At 59.7% G+C, this 23,155-nt stretch carries 19 protein-coding genes and 1 pseudogene; 3 read left to right on the top strand and 17 right to left on the bottom strand.

Annotated features, from left to right (window positions below):
• Positions 1 to 5: 5 nt before the first annotated feature.
• Together fdnG and IAE50_RS03350 are read right to left on the bottom strand one after the other, a co-directional pair.
• On the bottom strand, positions 6 to 3,053 hold the full coding sequence (gene fdnG, locus IAE50_RS03355) for a formate dehydrogenase-N subunit alpha (RefSeq protein WP_200579547.1): 3,048 nt from the start codon (positions 3,051 to 3,053) through the stop codon (positions 6 to 8).
• Positions 3,054 to 3,343: 290 nt separating this feature from the next.
• Positions 3,344 to 4,831, bottom strand: coding sequence for a SmvA family efflux MFS transporter (locus tag IAE50_RS03350; protein ID WP_200579546.1), 1,488 nt, complete (start codon positions 4,829 to 4,831; stop codon positions 3,344 to 3,346).
• Positions 4,832 to 4,950: 119 nt separating this feature from the next.
• Between IAE50_RS03350 and IAE50_RS03345 the strand changes: the two genes are divergently transcribed.
• On the top strand, positions 4,951 to 5,526 hold the full coding sequence (locus IAE50_RS03345) for a TetR family transcriptional regulator (protein ID WP_054803976.1): 576 nt from the start codon (positions 4,951 to 4,953) through the stop codon (positions 5,524 to 5,526).
• Here the strand turns inward: IAE50_RS03345 and IAE50_RS03340 are convergent.
• The 4 genes from IAE50_RS03340 to IAE50_RS03325 form a co-directional block, all read right to left on the bottom strand.
• The gene (locus IAE50_RS03340; RefSeq protein WP_200579545.1) at positions 5,523 to 6,365 is read right to left on the bottom strand and encodes an arylamine N-acetyltransferase; all 843 of its coding nucleotides are present in this window, start codon (positions 6,363 to 6,365) and stop codon (positions 5,523 to 5,525) included. The two genes, IAE50_RS03345 and IAE50_RS03340, sit on opposite strands and share 4 nt — an antisense overlap.
• Positions 6,366 to 6,440: 75 nt before the next feature.
• Positions 6,441 to 8,096: an iron ABC transporter permease gene (locus tag IAE50_RS03335; protein WP_200579544.1), complete on the bottom strand. Its 1,656-nt coding sequence runs from the start codon at positions 8,094 to 8,096 to the stop codon at positions 6,441 to 6,443.
• A gap of 41 nt (positions 8,097 to 8,137) precedes the next feature.
• Positions 8,138 to 9,106: an ABC transporter substrate-binding protein gene (locus tag IAE50_RS03330; protein WP_200133495.1), complete on the bottom strand. Its 969-nt coding sequence runs from the start codon at positions 9,104 to 9,106 to the stop codon at positions 8,138 to 8,140.
• Positions 9,103 to 9,804 carry an ABC transporter ATP-binding protein gene (locus tag IAE50_RS03325; protein WP_200579543.1) on the bottom strand — a complete coding sequence of 234 codons (702 nt, stop codon included), beginning with the start codon at positions 9,802 to 9,804 and terminating at the stop codon, positions 9,103 to 9,105. The genes IAE50_RS03330 and IAE50_RS03325 overlap by 4 nt, the downstream gene beginning before the upstream one ends.
• Positions 9,805 to 10,035: 231 nt before the next feature.
• Here IAE50_RS03325 and IAE50_RS03320 point away from each other — a divergent pair, with 231 nt between their 5' ends.
• Both IAE50_RS03320 and IAE50_RS03315 read left to right on the top strand, forming a co-directional pair.
• Positions 10,036 to 11,814: a diguanylate cyclase gene (locus tag IAE50_RS03320; RefSeq protein WP_094419844.1), complete on the top strand. Its 1,779-nt coding sequence runs from the start codon at positions 10,036 to 10,038 to the stop codon at positions 11,812 to 11,814.
• Between the two features lie 28 nt (positions 11,815 to 11,842).
• Complete coding sequence (locus IAE50_RS03315; RefSeq protein WP_200579542.1) at positions 11,843 to 12,415, top strand: flavin reductase family protein; 573 nt, start codon at positions 11,843 to 11,845, stop codon at positions 12,413 to 12,415.
• An 18-nt stretch (positions 12,416 to 12,433) separates the two neighbouring features.
• Here the strand turns inward: IAE50_RS03315 and pptA are convergent, their stop codons facing one another.
• The 11 genes and pseudogenes from pptA to IAE50_RS03255 form a co-directional block, all read right to left on the bottom strand.
• Positions 12,434 to 12,664, bottom strand: a complete 231-nt coding sequence (gene pptA / locus IAE50_RS03310) for a tautomerase PptA (RefSeq protein ID WP_023478779.1) — start codon at positions 12,662 to 12,664, stop codon at positions 12,434 to 12,436.
• 53 nt (positions 12,665 to 12,717) lie between these two features.
• On the bottom strand, positions 12,718 to 13,338 hold the full coding sequence (locus IAE50_RS03305) for a glutathione S-transferase family protein (protein ID WP_200579541.1): 621 nt from the start codon (positions 13,336 to 13,338) through the stop codon (positions 12,718 to 12,720).
• A 33-nt stretch (positions 13,339 to 13,371) separates the two neighbouring features.
• Positions 13,372 to 13,899 carry a shikimate kinase gene (locus tag IAE50_RS03300; RefSeq protein ID WP_094419840.1) on the bottom strand — a complete coding sequence of 176 codons (528 nt, stop codon included), beginning with the start codon at positions 13,897 to 13,899 and terminating at the stop codon, positions 13,372 to 13,374.
• 4 nt (positions 13,900 to 13,903) lie between these two features.
• Positions 13,904 to 14,917 carry a LacI family DNA-binding transcriptional regulator gene (locus tag IAE50_RS03295; RefSeq protein ID WP_200579540.1) on the bottom strand — a complete coding sequence of 338 codons (1,014 nt, stop codon included), beginning with the start codon at positions 14,915 to 14,917 and terminating at the stop codon, positions 13,904 to 13,906.
• A gap of 285 nt (positions 14,918 to 15,202) precedes the next feature.
• On the bottom strand, positions 15,203 to 16,096 hold the full coding sequence (locus tag IAE50_RS03290; protein ID WP_200579539.1) for a transporter substrate-binding domain-containing protein: 894 nt from the start codon (positions 16,094 to 16,096) through the stop codon (positions 15,203 to 15,205).
• A 9-nt stretch (positions 16,097 to 16,105) separates the two neighbouring features.
• Positions 16,106 to 16,879: an amino acid ABC transporter ATP-binding protein gene (locus IAE50_RS03285; protein ID WP_023478647.1), complete on the bottom strand. Its 774-nt coding sequence runs from the start codon at positions 16,877 to 16,879 to the stop codon at positions 16,106 to 16,108.
• A complete protein-coding gene (locus tag IAE50_RS03280) occupies positions 16,863 to 17,786 on the bottom strand; it encodes an amino acid ABC transporter permease (protein ID WP_023478874.1) in 924 nt (307 codons plus the stop codon). Before IAE50_RS03280 ends, IAE50_RS03285 begins: the two co-directional genes overlap by 17 nt.
• Before the next feature lie 9 nt (positions 17,787 to 17,795).
• Positions 17,796 to 18,305 carry a GNAT family N-acetyltransferase gene (locus IAE50_RS03275; protein WP_200133486.1) on the bottom strand — a complete coding sequence of 170 codons (510 nt, stop codon included), beginning with the start codon at positions 18,303 to 18,305 and terminating at the stop codon, positions 17,796 to 17,798.
• Positions 18,306 to 18,315: 10 nt separating this feature from the next.
• Positions 18,316 to 20,579, bottom strand: a pseudogene (locus IAE50_RS25915) (NtaA/DmoA family FMN-dependent monooxygenase).
• Between the two features lie 64 nt (positions 20,580 to 20,643).
• Positions 20,644 to 21,765: a M20 peptidase aminoacylase family protein gene (locus IAE50_RS03260; RefSeq protein ID WP_200579536.1), complete on the bottom strand. Its 1,122-nt coding sequence runs from the start codon at positions 21,763 to 21,765 to the stop codon at positions 20,644 to 20,646.
• Entirely contained in the window at positions 21,762 to 22,778 is a 1,017-nt protein-coding gene (locus IAE50_RS03255) for an LLM class flavin-dependent oxidoreductase (protein WP_200579535.1), read from the bottom strand. Before IAE50_RS03255 ends, IAE50_RS03260 begins: the two co-directional genes overlap by 4 nt.
• Positions 22,779 to 23,155: the final 377 nt, after the last annotated feature.

The raw sequence follows: 23,155 nt of genomic DNA, 5'->3' as shown, positions 1-23,155 counted from the left end.
CGCCCTTACGCCTTCTCGATATTGACCAAAAACGCTTTATATTCCGGCGTTTGCGAGTTCGCATCGCCGACGTTAGGCGTCAGGGTGTTGGCGATATACCCCTTCTGCGCCACGCCTTCAAAGCCCCAGTGCAGCGGAATGCCCACGGTTTCAACCTGCTGACCGTGCACCTGCAGGGTTTGCAGACGTCGCGTGACCACCGCCACCGCGCGAATGAAACCGCGCTGGCTGCTGACCTTAACGCGATCGCCATTGCGGATGCCTTTTGCTGCGGCCAGTGTTTCGCTGATTTCAACAAACTGCTCCGGCTGGGCAATGGCGTTAAGCCGCGCGTGCTTGGTCCAGGTGTGGAAGTGCTCCGTCAGACGATAGGTAGTGCCGACATAAGGGAAGTGCTCTTTTTTCCCCATACGCTTCACATCCTCTGCGTAAATACGCACCACCGGGCTGGAGATCACGTTCGGGTGCAGCGGGTTGGTGCCGAGCGGCGTCTCCACCGGTTCGTAGTGCTCCGGGAAAGGTCCTTCGGCAAGTTTATTGAGCGCAAACAGACGCCCCATCCCTTCCTGCTGCATGATAAACGGCCCGGTATTGCTTCCCGGCGGCGCGGTGTTGTAGTCCGGAATGTCATTCCCGACCCACTTCGCACCGTTCCACTGGATCAGCATCCGTTTCGCATCCCAGGGTTTGCCCATGAAATCCGCCGACGCGCGGTTATAGAGCACCCGGCGGTTCATCGGCCACGCCCAGGCCCAGCCGAGCGTATTGCCCAGCCCCGACGGGTCGGCGTTATCACGGTTTGCCATCTGGTTGCCCTGCTCGGTCCAGCTGCCCGCATAGATCCAGCACGACGAGGCGGTGGAGCCATCATCACGCAGCAGCGCAAAGCTGTTCAGCAACTGGCCTCTCTTCGCCAGAAGTTGACCGTTGGGGTCATAGAGATCTTCCAGCGCGTAGCCGTTGTTCTCTTTTGCCACCTCTTCGGAGTGCGGGTTATGCGGCTGGCTGTAGTGCCAGGACATATTGAGCAGCGGCTCCGCGCCTTTACCGCCTTCCGTGCGGTACATTGCGCGCATACGGTGGTAAATGCCCGCCAGGATCTCGCCGTCGTTGAGCGCTTCGCCCGGTGCATCCTGCCCTTTCCAGTGCCACTGCAGCCAGCGCCCAGAGTTGGCAATCGAACCATCCTCCTCGGCAAAACAGGTGGAGGGCAGACGGAACACTTCCGTCGCAATCGCCGACGGGTCAACGTCGTTCATCTCCCCGTGGTTCTGCCAGAAGCTGGAGGTCTCGGTGACCAGCGGATCGATCACCACCATGTACTTCAGCTTGCTGAGGGTGCTGACAACCTTGTTCTTATCCGGGAACGAGGCTACCGGGTTAAAGCCCTGGCAGATGTAGCCGGTTACTTCACCCTTCGCCATCATGTTGAAATATTTGATGACGTCGTAGGATTGATCCCACTTCGGCAGCCAGTCGAAGCCCCAGTCGTTCTCTTTTTGCGCCGCATCGCCATAGAACGATTTCATCAGGCTAACGAAGAACTTCGGATAGTTGCTCCAGTAGTTCACCTGATCGGGCAACATCGCTTTCGGCGTGTTCGCCGCCAGGTACTGTTGCAGATCGGTCTGTTTTTCCGACGGCAGCGTCAGGTAACCCGGCAGGCTGGTCGAAAGCAGACCCAGATCCGTCAGCCCCTGAATGTTGGAGTGACCGCGCAGGGCGTTAACCCCGCCGCCGGCCATGCCCATATTGCCGAGCAGCAGCTGGATTATCGCCATGGTGCGGATGTTCTGCGCACCGACAGTGTGTTGCGTCCAGCCCAGCGCGTAGAGGAACGTCGTGGTTCTGTCTACGGCGCTGGTCGAGGCGAGCACCTCGCACACTTTCAGGAAGTCCGCTTTTGGCGTACCGCAGATATTCTCCACCGTCTCCGGAGTGTAGCGATCGACATGCTGTTTGAGCAGGTTCCAGACACAGCGCGGATGAGTCAGCGTCTCATCGCGTTTCGCATAGCCGTTATCATCAAACTGATAGTTCCACGTCGTTTTGTCGTACTGCCGTTTTTCAGCATCGTAGCCACTGAACAAGCCCTCTTCGAAGGCAAAGTCATCCCGCACCAGCAGGCTGGCGTTGGTGTAGTGTCTGACGTATTCCGCATTGATCTTGTTGTTTTCGATCAGATAGCGCAGCACGCCGGAGAGGAAGGTGATATCCGTCCCGGAGCGGATCGGCGCATAGATATCCGCCACCGACGCCGTGCGCGTAAAGCGCGGGTCGACAACGATAAGCGTCGCGTCATTGTTATTTTTGGCTTCCATCGCCCAGCGGAAACCGACCGGGTGGGCTTCAGCGGCGTTGCCGCCCATTACCATCACCACGTTGGCGTTTTTGATATCAACCCAGTGGTTGGTCATCGCACCGCGACCAAATGTTGGAGCAAGACTTGCTACCGTTGGTCCGTGTCAGACGCGCGCCTGGTTATCTACCGCCAGCATGCCGAGAGAGCGCACAAATTTTTGCGTCAGCATGCCCGTTTCATTGCTTGCCGCCGAGGCGCACAGCATACCGGTGGAGAGCCAGCGGTTAACCTTCACCCCGGCGTCGTTGGTTTCGACAAAGTGCGCATCGCGATCCGCTTTCATCAGGCGGGCGATACGGTTAAACGCTTCATCCCAGCTGATGCGCTGCCATTTATCCGAGCCCGGCGCGCGGTATTCGGGGTAACGCAGGCGGTTTTCACTGTGGACATAATCGAGCAGCCCCGCCCCTTTCGGGCAGAGCGCGCCCCGGCTGACCGGATGATCCGGGTCCCCTTCGATATGGTAAATCGCTTCTCTGGCGTTCTTTGCGCCATCGCCGAGGCTATACATTAATAGCCCGCAACCCACGGAACAGTACGTACAGGAGTTTCGAGTCTCTTTTGCGCGCAGTAATTTATAATTTCGCGTCTGAGCCAGCGCCATCTTCGGGGCGAACCCTAAAGCAGCGACCGTGGTTCCTGCCATCCCGCCCGCGCAGATACGGAAAAACTGTCTGCGGTTGACGTTCATTGCTTTCCTCAATAATCAATCTTCGCTTGCGGCGGGGAAACTAAACATTTCACGGAGTGAATTAATTGCGGTAAATCAATAACGCCTGGCGCGTGACACCTAATAGTCGCTGCCGTTGCGTTTTAGTGCCTCCTAAGAGGTAGGAGAGATGCGGTCGTTCTGAAGATGGCAGCGGTTTCGCAATCTGCGTCAGGTGTCAGTTACAGAAAGGTGAATCTATTGCGGGGAACAAGGGGGATGGGCGCCCCGCGCTTTTACGGCTGGCAGAGCGCCCTGTTGCGATGATGGGATCAGCTTTTCTCAACGCGTGCGAGGCTAAACCACATCCCTATTGCCAGTACCACTAACAGCATGCTGGCGGTGCTGAGCGCGACGCTGTGCGAGTGGGTAAATGCCGTCTTCGCGGCGGCAATAATCCCCTCTCCCAACGCCGGCTCGGACTCTCGCGCCAGGCGGAACGCTTCACCAATGGATGATGACGCCTGTGCCGCCGCCTCGGCGCTCAGCTGCTGTGGCAGGTGGATGGTTGCGGAGAATGTGCGGCTTAAAATCAGGCCGAAGACCGCAATCCCCAGACCCGCGCCCAGCTCATAGGACATGGTTTCAATCGCCCCTGCCGCCGCCGCTTTCTCCTTCGGTGCAGCAGCCATAATGGCCGCCGTCGAGGCGAGCAGCGCGCTGGCGGCGCTAAAGCCGAGCAGCGCCATCAGCACTGCTGCCTGCACTGGCTGGGTCGAGAAATTGGTCAGCGACAGCCCAAAGAAGCTGATTGCGCTGAGCGCCATCCCGCCTGCCGCCACGTAACGCAGCCCAAGTCTTGAGACCAGCACCCCGGCAATCGGGCCACTAAAACCGCTGGCAATCATCACCGGCAGCATAAAGACCCCGGCGGCGAAAGGCGTAAAGCCATGCACAAATTGCAGCTCCTGCGCCATCAGCAGTTCGAAGCCCACCAGCGTCACCATGGCCATAATTGCCATCAGCGCGCCGCTGAGGATCACGCGGTGCGTAAAGAGCCGCATGTCGATCATCGGCCGGCTCGCCGCCAGCTGGATGCGCACAAAACCGGTCAGTAACAGGCCACCAATCAGCAGCGTGCTGGTTACCAGCCACAGCGGCAGCGTGCCCTTCATGGCGGTTTTCGCACTCCACACCAGCAACAGGATGGCGGCAATCAGCGCCAGCGCCTGGTTAAGATGCAGCGGCTGATCGGCACGCCCCTGCTGGCGCGGGACATACCGGGCGGTAAGCGCCATCACCACCAGCACAATCGGCACGTTGATGAGAAATACCGAGCCCCAGTAAAAGTGCTCAAGCAGCATACCGCCAATCAACGGGCCAAATGCCGCGCCGCCGGAGCCAATCGCCGCCCAGACGCCGAGCGCGGTGTTGCGATGGTGCGCCTGAGAAAAGGTGGTGCGGATCCCGGCAAGCGTCGCGGGCACAATCATCGCCGCGCCGACGGCGAGCAGCGCACGGGTGGCAATCAGCCAGCCTGCGGTGGGGGCGAATGCCGCCAGCAGCGACGCGCCGCCGAACAAACCGCTGCCGATCAGCAGCAGGCGCTTAAAGCCGATTTTGTCGCCCAGTGCGCCCATCGGCAGCACCATCCCTGCCATCACCAGCGAATAGATATCGATGATCCAGAGCAGCTCATTCCCGCTGGCATCCAGCGCGGTGCTGAGCGTCGGCGCGGCAACATGCAGCACCGTCGCATCAATCGCCACCGGAATATAAACCAGCACAATGATGACCAACGTTAACCACTGACGAAACATAACTTCTTCCTCTTTTATCCGTTCTGGACGCCTGTCCAGAAATGCGATCCTACGGATTGTTGAACGCATGTCCAGCTTTTTGTTACACTCCGCGGCACGTTTTAAGGGGAAAATATTTCATGAGCTATTTAAATCGGGACGATCGCCGGGAAGTGATCCTGCAAGCCGCCATGCGTGTCGCGCTGGCAGAGGGCTTTTCCGCCATGACGGTTCGCCGCATCGCCAGCGAAGCCGGGGTGGCAACGGGCCAGGTACACCACCATTTCATCTCGTCGAACGAACTCAAATCGCAGGCCTTTATTCGGCTGATCGATGAACTGCTGGAGGTAGAGCTGGTTCCGGAAACCGCACCGTGGCGCGAGCAACTGTTTGCCATGCTCGGCAGCGATGAAGGCGGGCTGGAGCCCTATATTCATCTGTGGCGCGAAGCGCTGCTGCTGGCGAGTAAAGATCCGGAAATCAAAGGCGCTTATCTGCTGACCATGGAGATGTGGCACGTCAAAGTCGTCAGGCTTATCGAACAGGGTGTGGCGGCGGGCGAATTTACCCTGCACGATCCGGCAGCGGATATTGCCTGGCGGCTGATTGCGATGGTCTGCGGCATGGACGGGATTTGCATCCTCGGCATGCCAGATGTCGATGAATCTGCCTTCAAACGCCATCTGGCACGGATGATTGAGAAAGAGCTCTGCTAGCGCTTGCCGCTGTGCAGATCAAAGCCGTCCATCACGGTTTGCAGCTGTTGCAGAGTAAAGCCCGACTGCGCATCGCTCACCCCCAGCCCGAAGCGCTGCTGTAGCGTCTCATACAGCGCGGCAACGTCGGGCAGATGCGTCTCCACCACCACTTTGCCCTGCTGCCAGTGGGTGAAGTGGAAGTTGGTGAGGGTCATTTTGCCGCCGTCTGGCAGATGGCGGCACATCAACAGATGATGGCGAAAATGGGAGGTCGGCCAGTGCGCGGAGTGGAAGTTGCCGAGTACGTAATCCGCCTGGTACTGCTCCCCCATCTCAAACTGATACATCGTCTGCCAGTGCTCGTGATGACGGAACTGCAGCTGCCAGTTTTCCCCCGCCCGCAGCAGGCGATAAAGGCCGTGCGGCGTCGCCTGCTCAATCTCCTCCTGCAGGCGGATCGGCGCGGTCAGGCTCTGCCCACCGAAGCCGACATCGGCGATCCACGGTTCCCCGTTGAGCTGCACCAGCAGCAGGCGGTGGGTGCGCGGCGGCATCTGATCCGGGTTAGCGAGCAGCACGCGCCCCAGCAGGCTGCGCACATCAAACCCCATCTCGCGCAGCGCGCGCTCAAAAAGGCCGTTCTGCTCAAAACAGTAGCCGCCGCGCCTGCCGACGACCAGCTTGGCGAAAATCGCCTCATCGCTGAGATCGATTTCACGCGGCAACACCACGTCAATGTTCTCAAACGGGATCGCGGCGTTATGGTGCAGATGCACGGCGCGTAAGGTCTCAAGGGAAATATCCGGCGTGTGAGGCCAGTCGATGCGATCCAGATAAGCGCTTAAAAACGGGGTCATACAGGCTCCTTGCGTGTGATGTCCTTTGGTTATAACCCATATTTGCCCCGCCACTGGCGTTTTCGTGCCTTCACTTTATCCCTTTGTGCTGCGCTGCATGATGGCCAGCGCCGTCAGCATCAAGCCCAGCCCGGTAATCAGCGTCAGCGTCGCCATCGCCATCCCCTGACCCACCGAGCCCTGCTCAAACTGCCGCCAGATAAAGACCGCCACGGTTTGCGTGCCCGCAGGCGACAGCAGCAGCGAGGTAACCAGTTCGCGCGAAGCAATGGCGAAGACCATCAACATCGATGCGAGCATTGCCGGGGAAATCAGCGGCAGCACAATAAAGCGCAGCGCCTGAAACGCGCTGGCACCATGCACGCGCGCCGCCGGTTCAAGATTACCGCCGAGCTGGCGCATGGCGCTGGCGATGTAGCGCACCGGCCACGGAAGCAGCAGACAGCAGTAGGAGAGCAGCAAAATCGCCCACGTGTTATAGGGCGAAACCGGCCAGAACGCGCGGTTCCACAGCAGGATCAACCCGACCCCGACCACCACACCCGGCAGCGCAGCGGGCATAAGCGATAGCGCATCGATAAGCGCACGCCCTTTTATCTTCTGCATTACCACCAGCCAGGCGGCGCATAACCCGAGCAGGCCGGTCACCAGCGCCGCCGCAAACGCGAGGGAAACACTGGTGCCGAGCGCAGGCAGTGCATCACCGCGCTGGGCAAAGAGTGCCGCAAAGTGAGCGCCGGTGAGATTGTTCCACGCCAGCCCGCCAGAAAGTGTGGCGCTAAAACCGGTCACCGCCATCGACAGCCCCGGCAGCACCACCGCGATAAAACCGATCATCGCCATCACCGCCACCACTGGTGCGGTAAACAGTCCCAGTTTTGCGCCAACATGCGCGGCGGGTTTGCCGGAGACGCTGGTGACATCGGTGCCGCCGGTCAGTTTGCGTTGCAGCGCCCAGCCGCCGAGCGCAACCGCAATCAGCACCAGCGACAGCAGCGAAGCGCCGGGCAGATCGATCGGCCAGTCGGCGAGCTTCTCCTCAATACCGACCGTCAGCATCACTACCCCGGAGCGGGTGCCCAGCGCCGCCGGCACGCCATACTCCTCAATCGCCAGCGTGAAGGCCAGCAGCATCCCCGCCGCCAGGGCGGGTGACAGCAGCGGCAAAGTGATGTGGTAGAAAGCTCGCCACGGCGTTGCGCCATGCACCCGCGCGACCAGCGCCAGCCGCTGCCCGCTGGCAAGCAGGCTGCGCGAGACGGCGAAATAGACCACCGGGAAGATATTGAGCGTCATCACCAGCACAATGCCACTTTTGCTGAACAGCAGATTATTGAGATCCAGCCCGATGAGCTGCATCAGGTAGCCCTGGGTTTGCAGCACCAGCATCCACGAGAGCGCGGCAATGTAAGGCGGTGTCAGAAACGGGATCAGAAACAGCAGATCCCACAGCTTCGGGCACGGTAGATCGAACAACCCGCGTGCGACGCCCAGCGGCAGGCCAATCACCGCACTGAGCAGCGCCACACCAAAGGCGATTTGCAGCGTGCCGCTGAACATTGCCGGCAGCTGCGGCTCGGCGAGCAGGTGCGGGATCGCCGAAAAGGGGTCGATCAGCGAGCCTGCGCTGAAGTGGGGAAAGAGTGCCTGCAGCACAATAAAGAGTAACGGCAGCGCCACCAGTATCACCAGCAGCGCCGTGGTTATCCGGGCGATAACGGTCTGATTCACGGCAAGGGATCCTGAAAGCGGGGTTGCCCCCGCAGTGGGTTTTACTGGGCAAACAGCGTGTTGAAGCGCTTGAGGATCTCGCCGCGCTCACTGCCGGTGTCGCTCTGGGTCGGCAGCAGTTTCAGCTCGCTTAACAGCGGGCGTTTGGCGGCAACATCGGTACGGGCAGGCATCAGCCAGGCGTCGGCGACCATTTTCTGCCCTTCCGGCGACAGCACATAGTCGATAAAGGCTTTCGCCTCCTGCTCATGCTGGGTCGATTTGAGGATCATCATCGGGCGCGGCGCAATCACCGTGCCGCTGGCCGGGAAAATGACCTTCAGCGATTCGCCCTGCGCGATATTGCCATAGGTGACGTAATCGACCGCGCCGAAGACTGCCGCTTTCGCCCCCTGCATCACCGGCGTCACCGCCTGCGCGTTCGGGCCGCTCACCACCATGCCGTTCTTTTTCAGATCGTCAAAAAGCTGCCAGGCGTTATTGCCCATGCCATTTTGCAGCCCGATCAGCAAATCGAGCGATGCGCCGGAGAGCGCCGGGTCTGGTGTTGTGACCTTATCTTTAAACGCAGGCGCGGTGAGATCGCGCCACTCTTTCGGCTCCGGGGTGCCGCTTTTGCTGTTCCAGACAATGCCGAGCGCCGAAATGCCCTGCGCCACATAGTCCGCACTTTTCAGCGTTCCCGGCACTTTTTCGGCATTAGCGCTGGTAAACGGCAGCAGCCAGCCGCGCTTATGCAGATCCTCTGCCGTCTCCCACGAGGCGGAGATCAAAATATCCGCCTGCGGATTGGCCTGCTCCGCCTCCAGGCGCGCCATCACTTTGCCGGTGGTGGCCTGGAAGATATTCACTTTTACCCCGCTCTGCTGCTCGAAGCCGCTGGCGAGGTTTTTCGCCAGCGATCCCGGCCCGGCGGTGTAAACCGTCAGCGCATGCGCGCTGGAGATGATCATCGATGACAGCGCCATAGCGAGGGCGACTCCTTTTTTCACGGACAGTAAACCTTTCATGCAGATTCCCCTGAGGTTGACGTAACGGTGCGAACAGACTCCACCTCGCCGGAAGCGAGATGAACAATGCGGTCGGCGAGCAGCTCTGCTTCACGGCGATCGTGGGTGACATAGACGGCGGTGGTGCCAAGCTGGCGCAACAGGCGCGCCATCTCATGGCACAACGCTTCGCGCAGCGCGGTATCGAGATTGGAGAGCGGCTCATCAAACAGCAGCACATCCGGCTCGGCGACAATCGCCCGCGCCAGTGCGACGCGCTGCTGCTGGCCGCCAGAGAGCCCGGCGGGTTTGCGATCGGCGAATTCCGCCAGCCCGACGCGCGTCAGCGCCTGCACGACGCGCGCCTCACGCTCAGCGCGCGGAACACTGCGCATCTTCAGCGGAAAGGCGACGTTTTTCGCCACGCTCATATGCGGCCACAGCGCGTAATCCTGGAACACCATGCCGATGTCGCGCGCTTCGGGCGGCAACGACCAGCCCGCCTTCGCCACGCAGCGATCGCCAAACCAGATCTCGCCATTGACCGGTTGCGCCAGCCCCGCCAGCAGGCGCAGCAGCGTGCTTTTGCCACAGCCGGAAGGGCCGAGCAGCGCAACGATGGTGCCTGCCGGGATGGATAAGTCGATACGATTGAGAACGGTGTGCGCGCCGAAAGCGTACGAAACGCCTTGCAGCCGGATGTCAGTGAATGCGCTCATCGACGCCCTCCTGTTTCAGGAAGCCGTGCGAAACCCGCGGTCTGCATCCGCAGGGCGCATCCACCTGAGCAGAAGTCAGGGGAGCAAACATCTTGTTATCCTCTTTGGGATTTGATTGCGGCTGACTATAGGCAGGGAGTGTGACGGTGAAATGACACTTATATGGCGCCTTGATTTTTAAGGAATGTCTACACTGAAAAGAACGCTGTTTTTAACCAAAAAGGGATGCCCGTGCGTATCGCCACGATAACCAATTTTGCCTATATCGCCACGGTGGTGTTAACGCTCAGCTCCGGCGTCGCGCTCTTCCTGGCCTCCAGCGCCGAGCGCAATGAACGCGAGGCGGTGACGCAAAGCCGCCTTTTCGACACCCTCACTGATGCGCTGGAAAAAGAGGCGTGGGCGTTAAGCGAGCTGGCGCGCGAAGCGGTGATAAAAAAGCAGCCTGAAGCCATTCAGAGCTGGAAGACCCGCGCGGAGCAGGATATCGATCTGGAGAATCATCTCGCCGCGCTGCGCGATAATGGCGCTTCCGATGAGGAGCTGCTTATTTTGCGTGATGGTCTTACGACCCTCGATCAGCTGGAAGATGAGCAGCGAATTGCCATCAACGACGTTGAGGCGGCAAAAAACGATGAGGCGATGAACCTGCTCTTTAGCGCCAGCTATGAGGAGCGTCTTTCAGAAGCCGAATACCGCTTCGCGCATTTTCGCAGCCTGCTCGATCAGCGCACACAAAGTGCTATTGCGAACGCCACCGACCTATCCCTGCGTCTGCGCACCCTCTCTGAGATTATGGTCGGCCTGACCGCCCTGCTGTTTCTGTTTGTGCTCGGTTTTATTATCAAACACCGCATCCTGCGCCCGGTGGTAACGCTGAGCGACGTGGTGAACCGACTGGCGACGCAGGATTACAACGTCGAAGCGCCGGTGCTGGCGCAGGTCGATGAGATTGGCGATATGGCGCAGGCAATCCGCATTTTTCGTGAAAACGGGCTCGCCCGCCAGCGCCTCGAGCTGGAGCGCGATGCCGAATGGGCAACGCGCACCCTGCTGGCGCGCATGACCCAGCGTTTGCAGGGGTGTGATTCATTGCACGCGATTGTGCGGGTGGTAAGCCGCTTTGCGCCGCAGATCGTTCCCGATATGGGCGCGCGGCTCTATCTGCTGGATAACAACACGAATCGTATGAATTGTGTCGCCCGCTGGGCGCTGCCGCCCGGCGAAGATGCTCCTTTCGCGCCGGAAAGCTGTTGGGCACTGAAGCGCGGCCAGTTACACAGCCCCGGTAACGGTGACGTTGATATGCCCTGCGATCACATCGTGCCCGAGATCGCCGCACGGGCAATCTGCGTGCCGCTGAATGCGCAGAACAAAAGTATCGGCCTGCTGACCTTTGATAACTACACGCCGGGCAAAGAGCCGCCCTATATCTATCTTGAACTGCTGGCGGAGACCCTCGCGCTGGCGCTAGCCAACCAGATGCTGCGCGACACGCTGACCGAAAAAGCGAACTATGACTCCCTGACCGGCCTGCGTAACCGCCATAGCCTTGAAGAGACGCTGCGCAATATGATCGATCAGGCAATGGTCGACAATACGCTGCTGAGCTGCCTGATGCTGGATGTCGACTACTTCAAAAAGCTCAACGACCTGCACGGACATGACGCAGGCGATAAAGTGCTGCGCGAGCTGTCGCGCATTATTACCGACACGCTCGGCGAGTGCGGCGTCGCCTTCCGCTACGGCGGCGAGGAGTTTTTGCTGATCCTGCCGGGTAAGAGCGAAACTGAAGCGAAAATGCTCGCCGAACGGCTGCTAAACACCATACTTAAACACCCGATGCGCTACGAGTCGCAGGATATCGGCCCGGTGTCGGTCTCCATCGGTCTCGCCACCTGGCCACGCCACGCCAGGGCTGATAACCTGGTGCGCGCCGCCGACCTCGCGCTCTATATGGCGAAAGAGCAAGGCCGCGGGCAGATTGTGGTTGCCCGCCACGCCGGGTAGTTGCGGAAATTTTGCTAAAGGAGAGGTTATGAGCCATTTTCGTCCGGTGGCGTTAGAGCACGCCAGCCGCCTGTTAAACCACGGCCCGACCGTGATGATCACCAGCCGCGATGAGCAGATCGACCGTCGCAACGTAATGAGCGCCGCCTGGTCGATGCCGGTCGAGTTTTCGCCGCCGCGCATCGCCATCGTGGTGGATAAAAGCACCTGGTCGCGCGAGCTGATTGAGCGCAGCGGCATGTTCGGCATTGTCATCCCCGGCGTCGCCGCCACCAACTGGACCTACGCCGTCGGCAGCATTACCGGGCGCGATGAGGATAAGTTCAACTGTTATGGCATTCCGGCGATTGCCGGGCCGGTGCTGGGCCTGCCGGTGGTGGAAGAGAAGTGTCTGGCGTGGATGGAGTGTCGCCTGCTGCCGCCGACCGCCGCGCAGGAGAAATATGACACGCTGTTTGGCGAAGTGGTCTCTGCCGCCGCCGATGAGCGCGCTTTTGTGCAGGGGCGCTGGCAGTTTGATGATGATCAGCTGAACACGATCCATCATCTCGGCGGCGGTACTTTTGTCGCCAGCGGTAAAAGGATGGTTGCCGGGCAGTAAGGCCTGCCCGGCCAGCCGTTACATGCTGTAGCCGGGCTTTTTAATCAGCTTCTCCATCTGCGGCGCAATCTCTTTATCCCAGGCGTTCACCTGCCACTCTTCCGGGGCGATCTCGGTGAGCGCCACGCTGATGGAACTCTCTTTGCTGTTGAGATGGCGAATAATCACCTCGGTGATATCCGCCGCCAGCGCACTTTTCTGCTCGTCGTTCAGATCGCGGGGAAAACATTTGATATCGATATGCGGCATGGTCTGCTCCTTTTTTAATAAAAAAATGACGATAACACAGCGGGCAACCCGCGCTAGCCGATAATCTCGTTGCGCCGCAGCACCGCCTGCAGTTTTGGCAGCGTGCAGACGGCATCGGCAATAGCATTTATCTTCGGCGTGTTGCTGGCAAACCACGCCCGGCGCGGCCCCCAGCTGCGCATCACGCAGAGATAGATGTCCAGCAGCGTAAGCTGTTCACCGAAGGCATAAGGCGCGGCCTGCAACTGACTTTCCAGCCACAGATAGAGGGTTTTGCGATAAGCGATGCAGCTCTCTTTCAACTGCTCCGCCGCGTCCGGCACCCAGCGCTCCGGGTAATCGGCATAGGTAAAGGTCGGGTAGACATTCGCCACCAGCCATATCAGCAGCCGCCAGAACTGCTGGCGCTCCGGCGTCCCTTCTGGCGGAGCCAAATCAGGATAACTGTCGAGGATCATCAGCGCCACGGCGGCAGATTCGGTCATCACACTGCCATCTTCCAGTTGCAGCGTAGGCACCTGGCAGAGCGGGTTGAGCGTGCGCAGCATCTCCTGCTGCGGGCCGGGCTGGTCAAAGCCTTTAACATCGTGAAACTGATAAGGGATATCAGCCAGCGTAAGCATCGCTTCGCTGATGGCCGATCCAAAGCCTTGTACGCCATAAACGGTGATCATAGGGTTACCTCGCATGTCACAAGAGGCTTAAGCTTAGGTCAGAGTGGCGAGAAATTCGTCAGCCTTCTGTGGCGAGGTCAGGCGCACAAAGCGCAGGTGCTGATAGCGCGGATCGGCCATATCACGCGCGTAACGCTCGCGGTTGCTGCGCCAGGTCTTGATGGTCCAGAGAATGATCGACTCGCGGCTCAGGAAGGAGCGGCGAAAGCTTTCGCAGTTGCCGGTGCCGGGCCACAGCTCCTGTTTGTGCCGCGCGCGTTTTATCGCCCGCAGCACCGCCTGGCGCAGGGTGCGCCAGAAGCCGTAATCGATCCAGATAATCAGATCGACGTTACGCCATTTGATGTCGCGGCTGCGGTTATAGTTGCCGTCCAGCACCCAGCCGGGCTGTTGCAGGAGCTGTTCAAGTTTCGCGTAGAGCTCTTCGTCCGGCGTCCCCTGCCAGTTGGGCCGCCAGTAGAGGGTGTCCATATCGATATAGGGCACGTTAAGCTGGCGCGCCAGACGCTTACCCAGCGTCGATTTGCCGCTGCCGCTGGTGCCAATAATGTTGATTCTCATCTTTTTACGCCGATTCCCGCTCAGTCAGGTGAAAGCCAATATCGATAATCTGCTCGCCGTCGCTGCGCCCTTCGATGCGATTAGCCAGCAGTGTCGCCGCCCGCGCGCCGATAGCGTAACGATCAAGAGCAACCGTAGTGATGGCGGGCACAGTTGCTGCGGCAAAGTCGAGATCGCCAAAGCCCATTACCGCCACATCCTGCGGCACGCACAGCCCGCGCGCCTGAAGCTCGCTAATCGCCCCCTGCGCAAGGGTGTCGGAGCCGCAGATAATCACATCTAACTCTGTGGTTTCCAGCAGTTGCGCCGCCCCGGCGCGGCCATCAGCAAAGCGGGCAGGCAGTTGCGACTCAACACAAGGCGCATCGGTAATGCCGTGACGCGCCAGCCCTTCGCACAGCCCGTTTTTACGCTGCGCAGCCGTTCTCTCTGTCGTCCATACCAGCCCCGGACGCCGGTAGCCTTTGCCGAGCAGATACTCTGCTGTTGCCAGGCCCGCTTTCTCATGGGAGAAGCCGACCAGCATGTCGATGGGTGTTGGCGTGATATCCCACGTCTCCACCACCGGCACGCTGGCGTTGAAGATGATCTTTTTCAGGTCATTAGCGTGATGGATACCGGTGAGCACAATGCCATCCGGGCGGCGTGACATCAGGGTCGACACCAGCTCGGTTTCCGTTTGCGGCGTGTAACCGGCGCTGCACAGCAGCATCTGATAACCGCGCTGTGAGAGCGTTTCACCCATTGCCTGAAGCGTATCGGCAAACAGCGGATCGTTGAGGTGGGGCACCAGCACGGCAACCAGTTTGCTGCGCCGTGAGGCCAGCCCACCGGCCAACGCGTTGGGAATGTAGCCCGTCGCTTTGACGGCGGCGAGCACCTTTTTCACGGTTTCCGATCGCACCTGGTCCGGCGTGTTAAGCGCCCGACTGACGGTCATGGAGGAGAGCCCGGCGGCGCGGGCAACGTCATCCAGCGTCGGCGCGCGGGAGATAACAGCACGAGAAGGTCTTGCCATCTTCACTCACAGAGCCCGCAGAGGCGTTAGCATTGGCTACGTTATATTTTGTAGTATAACTATAACTCCAATCAATACCTCTGTTCACTTTTAAATCAGTACATTACCTCACCATTTCACTCAAAAAATGTTAGCGCTAACATTAACAAGCACGCCAATTACCGCTGAGCTGATACCCTCCTGACGGACATTTTTGCAGCCGATCGCATTTTCACTTTTTTTACAAGTTTGGTGCACTAAACAAGCTGCAAAAGCCCGCCACAATCATGTTAGCGCTATCATTTTTTACCAGTTCACGCCCGGCGGATTGACCTGCGAAGTCTCAACCCCTTCGCCCTGCTCACCCCAGCGCGCCAGCACCTGTTGATACTCGCCGCGCGCGATGGCGCCGTTGATCGCCGCCTGCAAAGCCAGCACCAGGCCGTTGCCCTTTTTGCTGGTGGTCGCCACCCAGGTTTTCTTCGGCCCCAGCCCGACCACTTTTGTTGTGCCATTCAGCGCCGCTTTATATGCCGCGACCGACTGCGGGCCAAATACCACGTCCGCGCGCCCGGACTGAATATACAAATTGCCGGAGGCGTCATCCGTCAGGTAAATCGGTTTTGCCGCCTCGCGCCCGGCGGCGCGGTTCTCCTCATTCCAGCGCAGCAAGATCCGCTCCTGGTTGGTGCCGGAGCCAACAATCACTCTGCGCCCGGCCAGGTCGGCTGGGCCGCTAATCGCGTTTATCGGGCTGGTAGCTTTTACCGAAAAAGCGAGCGAATCGGCGCGATAGGTGGCGAAATCAAACTTCTGCTTACGCGCCTCGGTGACGGCAATATTGACCAGCGCCACATCGTAGCGCCCGGAGGTGATGCCGAGCGGCCAGTCCTCCCAGGCGGTCGGCACCAGTTTCAGCTTGAGACCAAGACTGCTCGCCAGCAGCCTGGCAATATCCGGGTCGCTGCCAATACGCGTGCGGTTATCGCTCGCCAGCAGAGCCAGCGGCGGCGAGTTAAGCGCGGAGATGGCAACCGTCAGCGTGCCCGGCTCGACAAAACGGTAATTCGCCGGAATTTTAGCGATCGCCGCTTCATCCCGTTTGGCCACAATCAGCTGCTCATTGGCGCGCAGATCGATCTGCCCGGCCACAACCGGGCCTGCGCTGAACACTATCAGCGCCAGTAATGCCTGTTTCATACGCACTCCTTACAGCACTTTCGATAGAAACTGGCGCGTGCGGGCGTGCTGCGGCTGGTTCAGCACCGCCTCACTACTCCCCTGCTCCACAATTTTGCCGTCGACCATAAACACCACCTGGTCGGCGACCTCGCGGGCAAAACCGATCTCATGGGTCACCACCACCAGCGTCGATCCGGCCCGCGCCAGTTTTTTAATCACATCCAGCACCTCGCCCACCAGTTCGGGATCGAGCGCGGAGGTCGGCTCATCAAACAGCATCACGCGCGGGCGCAGCGAGAGCGCACGGGCGATGGCGATACGCTGCTGCTGGCCGCCGGAGAGATGACGCGACCAGGCATCGGCTTTGTTACGCAGGCCAACCACATCCAGCAGTTCAAAAGCCTGCTCGACCGCCGCTTTACGGCTCAGCTTTTTATGGGCAATCGGCGCTTCAATAAGATTCTCCAGCACCGTCAGGTGCGGAAAGAGATTGAAGTTCTGAAACACGTACCCGACGTTGACCCGCTGGCGCAGGATCTCCTTCTCTTTCAGCTCGTAGAGTTTGTCCCCCTGCTGGCGGTAGCCGATGTACTCGCCGTCGATACGAATAAAGCCCTCGTCGACGCGCTCAAGGTGATTAATGGTGCGCAGCAATGTCGACTTGCCGGAGCCGGAGGGGCCGAGGATCACCGTCACCGTGCCGGGCGGGATCTCCAGCGACACATTATCCAGCGCTTTATGGCGGCCAAAATATTTGCTGACGCCGCTAATCGAGATATGGCCTTCAGGAGAGATGGGCATGGGCAGGCTCCGTGGCGTGGGTGGTGTGCGTTGTCGCTGCCGCACGGTAAACGGACGGATTGATAGCCGAGCGGCGTTCACTGCGCGCCAGCCAGCGTTCAACCAGATACTGGATCGCCGACAGCACGCTGGTGATCACCAGATACCAGGCAGCGCCAACCATCAGCAGCGGGATCACCTCCTGGGTGCGGTTGTAGATCATCTGGATGGTGTAAAAAAGCTCCGGCATCGCCAGCACGTAAACCATCGCCGTGCCTTTGGCGAGGCTGATAATTTCATTGAACCCCGAAGGCAAAATGGTACGCAGCGCCTGCGGCAAAATAATGCGCACCGTGCGCCGCCAGGCAGGCAGACCGAGCGCGGCAGCGGCTTCATACTGCCCATGATCGACGCCAAGAAAACCGCCGCGAATGATCTCTGCGGTATAGGCGCTCTGCACCAGCGTCAGCCCGACCACCGCCGTGGCGAACTGGCCGAGCACATTAATTGTCTCGTAGCGCGCCCACTCAATGCCGGTAAAGGGAATGCCGATGGCGAGCGAGTCATAGAGGTAGGAGAAGTTATACAAAATGATCAGCACCACAATCAGCGGCAGCGAGCGGAACAGCCAGATATAGCCCCAGGCAAGGCTGCTCAACAGCCACGACGAGGAGAGCCTCGCCAGCGCCAGCAGCCCGCCGAGAATGACGCTCAACACCGTGCCGACCAGCGTCAGCAGCAGCGTTTGCCCTAGCCCTTCGAGGATCACCGGGTCGAAAAACCAGCGGGCAAAGACGCCCCACTCCCAGCGCGGATTGAAAGCGACGGACTGGATCACCGCCGCCAGCACAAACAGCGCGACGATGGCCCCTACGGTGCGCAGCGGGTAGCGGGCCGGCACCACTTTGATTGTTTCGGTACTTTTCATGGTCGCTCCTCAGGCGGTTTTGCTCAGACGGGCCGACGACAGCACTTTGCTGAAGCGCAGCCGGCCATCAAATGGCGGCAGGCTGTACTCTTCCGTATCGCGCGTCAGGTCGAAGTGCGGCTGGTAGCCCTGGCTCAGGTAGAGCCGTACCGCTTCCGGCTGGCGAAAGCCGGTAGTCAGGTAGATCTGGCTATAACCGGCAAGCTCGGCGCGGCGCTCCAGCTCCTGCACCACGCGTGCCGCCAGCCCCTGCTGGCGCAGCGAGGCGTCGGTCCAGATGCGTTTGATTTCGGCAGTGCGCTGATCAAAAGGTTTGTAAGCGCCGGTGGCGATAATCTTTCCGTCGCGCTCCAGCACGATAAACAGCCCCTGCGGCGGTAAATACCACTCAGTCAGCTCCACTTCGGCGTCGCGGGAGAAGTAGTCCCCGTAGCGGGCGGCATACTCGGCAAACAGCCCGGCGAGGATCGGTTGCAGCTCGTCGGCGTCGGGCGAGACATCGCGGAAACGTTCGTTCATCCTCTGCTCCTTAATCGCCAAGGCCTGGCGGGTTAATTTCTGATTGCGCGATACGCTCTACCCCTTCACCCCAGCGGTTGAGCACCTTGTCGTAATCGCCGCTCGCCATCGCACCATTCAGCGCGCTCTGTACCGCCGGTGCCAGTCCGTTGCCTTTACGCAACGTCACGGCAATATGCGCCGCTTTTGGCCAGCCGCCGTCGACACTGCCCACCAGCCGGGTTTTGCCGGTCAGCGCCGCTTTCCAGGCACCAATCACGTTGGGGCCAAAGAAGGCATCCGCGCGGCCCGATTGCAGCGCCAGCGTCTGCGCGGCGTCATCTTTGGTGTAGACCGGCGTAAAGGGTTTAAGCCCCTTCTTCAGGTTTTCCGCGTTCCAGGCCAGCAGGATCGCCTCCTGATTGGTGCCGGAGCCAACAATGATGCGCAGCCCGGCGATATCCGCCGCCTGCTGAATCTGTTTGATGGGGCTTGCGGTTTTGACATAAAAACCGAGGGAGTCTTTGCGATAGGTAGCGAAATCAAACTTCGCTTTGCGCGCCTGGGTGACGGTGATATTGCTGATCGCGGCATCATATTTGCCGGAGGCCACGCCCAGCGGCCAGTCCTCCCAGGAGGTCGGCACCACATTCAGTTCAAGCCCGAGGCTATCGGCCACCAGCCGGGCAATATCCACTTCGCTGCCAAGCAGGGTTTTGTTATCAGCGGCAAACACCGTCAGCGGCGGCGAGTTAAGCGCGGCAACCGCCACGGTGAATTTACCCGGCTGCACAAAGCGGTACCCTTGCGGCAGCTGGCTTATCGCCTGCGGGTTTTTCGCCGTATGGATCGGCGTGGAATTGGCCTCAAGGCTAACGCCGGTGCCATTGATGGTCACCTCGCTGGCCTGCGCCAGCGGCGTCAATGCAAGCGTTGCCGCCAGTAAAAGGGTGCGTCTCTGCATAGCGTTCTCTTCTTCTATTGTGTTGACCGGGGATGTGCGGGCAGCGCCAGGCCTAAACTTTCGCGCAGGGTTGTGCCGGGGTAGTCGGTGCGAAACAGGCCGCGCGCTTGCAGGATCGGCACCACTTTTTCGACGAAGCGCGGGAAGGTATCCGGCGTACCGCCCTGGATGATGAACCCGTCGGCGGCGCGGCTCTCAAACCACGCCTGCAAGCCGTCGGCCACCTGTTCAGCGGTGCCGGAAAAACGCGGACGCGGCGAGGCGCTCTCCAGTGCCACCTGGCGCAGCGTCAGCTGGCGTTCGCGGGCGTTGCGCTTGATCTCATCAGTGGTGCTGCGAAAGCTGTTCTGCCCTAAGTCACCAATCTCCGGGAAGGGTTCGTCGAGTGGGTACTGGCTAAAGTCGTGGTGCTCGAAGTAGCGCCCGAGGTAGTTGAGCGCATCATTAATGGAGACCAGCGCGGCGGTGGTTTGATACTGCTGCTCGGCATCCGCTTCGCTGTCGCCGACAATCACGCTGACGCCCTGGAAAATGTGCAGCTCGTCATGATGCCGCCCGTGCTGTTCCAGTTGCTGCTTCACGTCGCGGTAGAAGGCCTGCGCCTCCGCTAACGTTTCATGGTGAGTAAAAATGGCATCGGCATGGCGCGCCGCCAGTTTTTTGCCATCCTCCGAGGCACCCGCCTGGAAAATAATCGGCCTGCCCTGCGGCGTGCGGCCAATGTTCAGCGGGCCTGCGACCTGGAAAAAGTCGCCGTGGTGGTTGAGGGTGTGCAGTTTCGCCGGGTCGAAAAATTGCCCGCTGGCTTTATCACGAATAAAGGCGTCCTCCTCCCAGGAGTCCCACAACCCTTTCACCACATCGAGATACTCATCGGCAATGCGGTAACGCAGGGCGTGATCCGGGTGCTTTTCACGGGAGAAGTTTTTCGCCGAACCTTCCAGCGGTGAGGTGACGACGTTCCAGCCTGCCCGGCCATGGCTCAGGTGATCGAGGCTGGCGAACTGCCGCGCCACGGTAAAGGGTTCGCTATAGGAGGTTGAGAGCGTGCCCACCAGACCAAGATGCCGGGTGACGCTTGCCAGCGCCGACAACACCGTCAGCGGTTCAAAACGATTTAAGAAGTGGGGGATCGATTTTTCATTGATATATAAGCCGTCAGCGACAAATAAGAAATCGAGTTTCCCCTGCTCAGCGATACGTGCCGTCTCCTGCACAAAGTCAAAATTAATACTGGCGTCGGCGACCGCCGCAGGATGTCGCCAGGCGGACATATTTCCCGATGCGCCATGCAAGATGGTGCCAAGCCGCAATTGTCGTGCTGTAGACATACTCCCTCCGGAATTCAGGCAACAGGTGGCCCGGAGCCACCGCCCCAGGTCATTTAAAGGTTTGTTAAGGGTGCTGTAAGGCTTTTTCTGCCAGGCGGGCAAAGTAGCGCGCCGCCTCATCAATCAGCCCTTCATCAGGATTAAACGCGGGGTGATGCAGGCCGTACGGGCTGTCGCTGCCGATACTGACAAACGCGCCGGGTATCTGCTGGAGATAGACGGCGAAATCCTCCCCACCCATATGCAGATCCGCCTCTGCGGTACGGTATCCATGTTCGTTGGCGACCTCGCGGGCGAAGTCTGCCCACTGCGGGTGATTGACCAGCGCATCCGGGCCGTCGAACCAGGTCACCGCAATACCGGCATCAAAAGCCTGCGCCAGCCCGGCGGCGATCGCCTCAACGCGTTTTTTCACCTGCGCGCGAATAGCCGCATCATGGGTGCGCAAGGTTCCCTCCAGCTCGACATGCTCCGGCAGCACGTTCCAGGTATTGCCACCCTGAATACGCGTCACGCTTAACACCACCGATTCGAGGGTGTTGACGTTGCGGCTGGCGATACTTTGCAGCGCCACAACCAGCTGGCTGGCGAGCAGAATGGCGTCATTGCCCTCATGCGGCCGCGCCGCGTGCGCCCCTTTACCGCTCACCTTCAGACTGAAGCGATCAACATTGGCGTAAAACGCGCCGCCGCGGGTGGCAAATGCGCCGACCGGCAGGCCCGGCTCGTTGTGCATGCCAAAAATCGCGCTCACACTCTCGAGCGCACCGGCCTTAATCAGCCGTTTCGCGCCGCCAAAATTCTCTTCCGCTGGCTGAAACAGGATGCGCACCCTGCCCGGCAGGTGCTGCTCACGCTCCTTTAACAACAAAGCCGCGCCGAGCATCACGCTGGTATGAATATCGTGGCCGCAGGCGTGCATCACTCCGGGATTGCGCGAGGCAAACGGCGAGTCAACCGCCTCCTCAATTGGTAACGCGTCGATATCGGCGCGCAGCGCAATCACCTTTTCCCCACTTCCGACTTCCGCGACCACTCCGGTCGGCAGATCGAGCGGCAACAGGCGCAGCCCGGCATGCTCCAGCCAGTGGCGAATGCGCCGCGTGGTTTCAAACTCCTGGAGCGAAAGCTCTGGGTGCTGATGCAGCTCGCGCCGCCACGCAATTAACTGTTCGGTAAAACTCATCCCGCCACCTCCTGTAGGGTTTGCGTCTTCGCGACCGCCTGCGCCAGCAGCAGGAGCGAGTTTACGCGCGCACGTCCTTCCGCCACCGGCGTGTCGATAATAAATTCGTCAATGCCAAACTGCTGGTGCAGCTCATCCAGCCCGGCCCGCACCTTTTCTGGCGTGCCGGCAATGATTGCGCTTTCGCGCCGCGCAATACGCACTGCCGGGCTGCCAGCCTGGCGGGCAAAGGCCTGCCCCTGCGCTTCACTCGCCACACTCACTTTTTGCCCGTTCGCCAGCTCAACGCCCCACACCTCAACCTGCTGCGCCAGCATGTCAGCCTGCGCCTGGTTTTCTGCCACAATCACCTGCACGGCAACCAGCGTGTCGCGGCGGCTTAGTTGCTGCCATTTAGTGACAACGTCACGCAAAAGAGTTTTGTCGCCGTTGAGATGCGCCGCGTAGACAAAATTCCAGTCGAGGGATGCCGCAAGTGTGGCGCTCTCAAGGCTGGCACCGAGCAGGAAACGCTCCGCCTGTACTGGCGCAAGCGGCGTTGCCAGTAAGGATTCATCCGCGCTTTCGTCCGGGGTCAGCGACAGCCAGTTATCCAGTTGCGCCAGTTGATCGGCAAAGCGCCCCTTCTCGTCTGGGTTCACCCCCTGCTGCAACGCGCGGGTGGAGAGCGGTAAACCGCCGGGCGCTTTGCCCACCCCCAGGTCGACGCGTCCCGGCGCAAGGTTCGCCAGCAGATTAAAATTCTCCGCCACTTTGTAGGGGCTGTAGTGTTGCAGCATCACGCCGCCGGAGCCGACGCGGATGCGCCGCGTCTGGCCGAGTATCCAGGCGATCAGCAGCTCTGGTGACGGGCTCGCCAGCTGTGAAGTGTTGTGGTGTTCAGCTATCCAGAAGCGGTGATAGCCCCAGTTTTCCGCCTGCTGCGCCAGTTGTAGCGTGCGCAGGAGCGCGTCCTGCGCGGTTTCATGCTCCGCGATGGGGCTTTTGTCCAGTAAACTTAGTCGGTAAGACATGGCACGCTCTCGTGTCAGAGAAGATGAGCCAATACTGGAGCGCGCGGAATCTGCTGTGAAACAATTAATTTACATTTGGTAAGCAAAAAATTCGCAAAGTCAGCGTTGCCAGGCGCTCAAGCTATTTGTTCTGCAAATGAATGATGACAAATGCAGGTGCTGGCTGGGTAAAACACCGTTCTATGGTTGTGGTTTTTTCTGTTGCATTTTTCACCATCCTGAATCATTTCCTCTGCTTGATGGAGTTGACTTCACAATTTCGACTAATAGTGTGCTGTTTACGGCTGGGTATGTTTTGCGTCAGTAAACGATTGCGGTTACGATGCTGCGCCATGTTTTCCCTTATCCATACACAGAAACAATGGAAAGAGAGAACG

It is taken from the genome of Kosakonia sp. S42 (genome assembly GCF_016624785.1).
Classification (GTDB): Bacteria; Pseudomonadota; Gammaproteobacteria; order Enterobacterales; family Enterobacteriaceae; genus Kosakonia; species Kosakonia cowanii.
The sequence above is the reverse complement of the archived record's forward strand: the minus strand, read 5'-3'. Positions and strand labels throughout refer to the sequence as shown.

What these genes read in the sequence shown, in the direction of transcription:
- IAE50_RS03350 (WP_200579546.1), bottom strand. Translation starts at nt 4,831, where the DNA reads ATGTTTCGTCAGTGGTTAACGTTGGTCATCATTGTGCTGGTTTATATT.
- IAE50_RS03345 (WP_054803976.1), top strand. Translation starts at nt 4,951, where the DNA reads ATGAGCTATTTAAATCGGGACGATCGCCGGGAAGTGATCCTGCAAGCC.
- IAE50_RS03340 (WP_200579545.1), bottom strand. Translation starts at nt 6,365, where the DNA reads ATGACCCCGTTTTTAAGCGCTTATCTGGATCGCATCGACTGGCCTCAC.
- IAE50_RS03330 (WP_200133495.1), bottom strand. Translation starts at nt 9,106, where the DNA reads ATGAAAGGTTTACTGTCCGTGAAAAAAGGAGTCGCCCTCGCTATGGCG.
- IAE50_RS03325 (WP_200579543.1), bottom strand. Translation starts at nt 9,804, where the DNA reads ATGAGCGCATTCACTGACATCCGGCTGCAAGGCGTTTCGTACGCTTTC.
- IAE50_RS03315 (WP_200579542.1), top strand. Translation starts at nt 11,843, where the DNA reads ATGAGCCATTTTCGTCCGGTGGCGTTAGAGCACGCCAGCCGCCTGTTA.
- pptA (WP_023478779.1), bottom strand. Translation starts at nt 12,664, where the DNA reads ATGCCGCATATCGATATCAAATGTTTTCCCCGCGATCTGAACGACGAG.
- IAE50_RS03305 (WP_200579541.1), bottom strand. Translation starts at nt 13,338, where the DNA reads ATGATCACCGTTTATGGCGTACAAGGCTTTGGATCGGCCATCAGCGAA.
- IAE50_RS03300 (WP_094419840.1), bottom strand. Translation starts at nt 13,899, where the DNA reads ATGAGAATCAACATTATTGGCACCAGCGGCAGCGGCAAATCGACGCTG.
- IAE50_RS03295 (WP_200579540.1), bottom strand. Translation starts at nt 14,917, where the DNA reads ATGGCAAGACCTTCTCGTGCTGTTATCTCCCGCGCGCCGACGCTGGAT.
- IAE50_RS03290 (WP_200579539.1), bottom strand. Translation starts at nt 16,096, where the DNA reads ATGAAACAGGCATTACTGGCGCTGATAGTGTTCAGCGCAGGCCCGGTT.
- IAE50_RS03285 (WP_023478647.1), bottom strand. Translation starts at nt 16,879, where the DNA reads ATGCCCATCTCTCCTGAAGGCCATATCTCGATTAGCGGCGTCAGCAAA.
- IAE50_RS03280 (WP_023478874.1), bottom strand. Translation starts at nt 17,786, where the DNA reads ATGAAAAGTACCGAAACAATCAAAGTGGTGCCGGCCCGCTACCCGCTG.
- IAE50_RS03275 (WP_200133486.1), bottom strand. Translation starts at nt 18,305, where the DNA reads ATGAACGAACGTTTCCGCGATGTCTCGCCCGACGCCGACGAGCTGCAA.
- IAE50_RS03260 (WP_200579536.1), bottom strand. Translation starts at nt 21,765, where the DNA reads ATGAGTTTTACCGAACAGTTAATTGCGTGGCGGCGCGAGCTGCATCAG.
- IAE50_RS03255 (WP_200579535.1), bottom strand. Translation starts at nt 22,778, where the DNA reads ATGTCTTACCGACTAAGTTTACTGGACAAAAGCCCCATCGCGGAGCAT.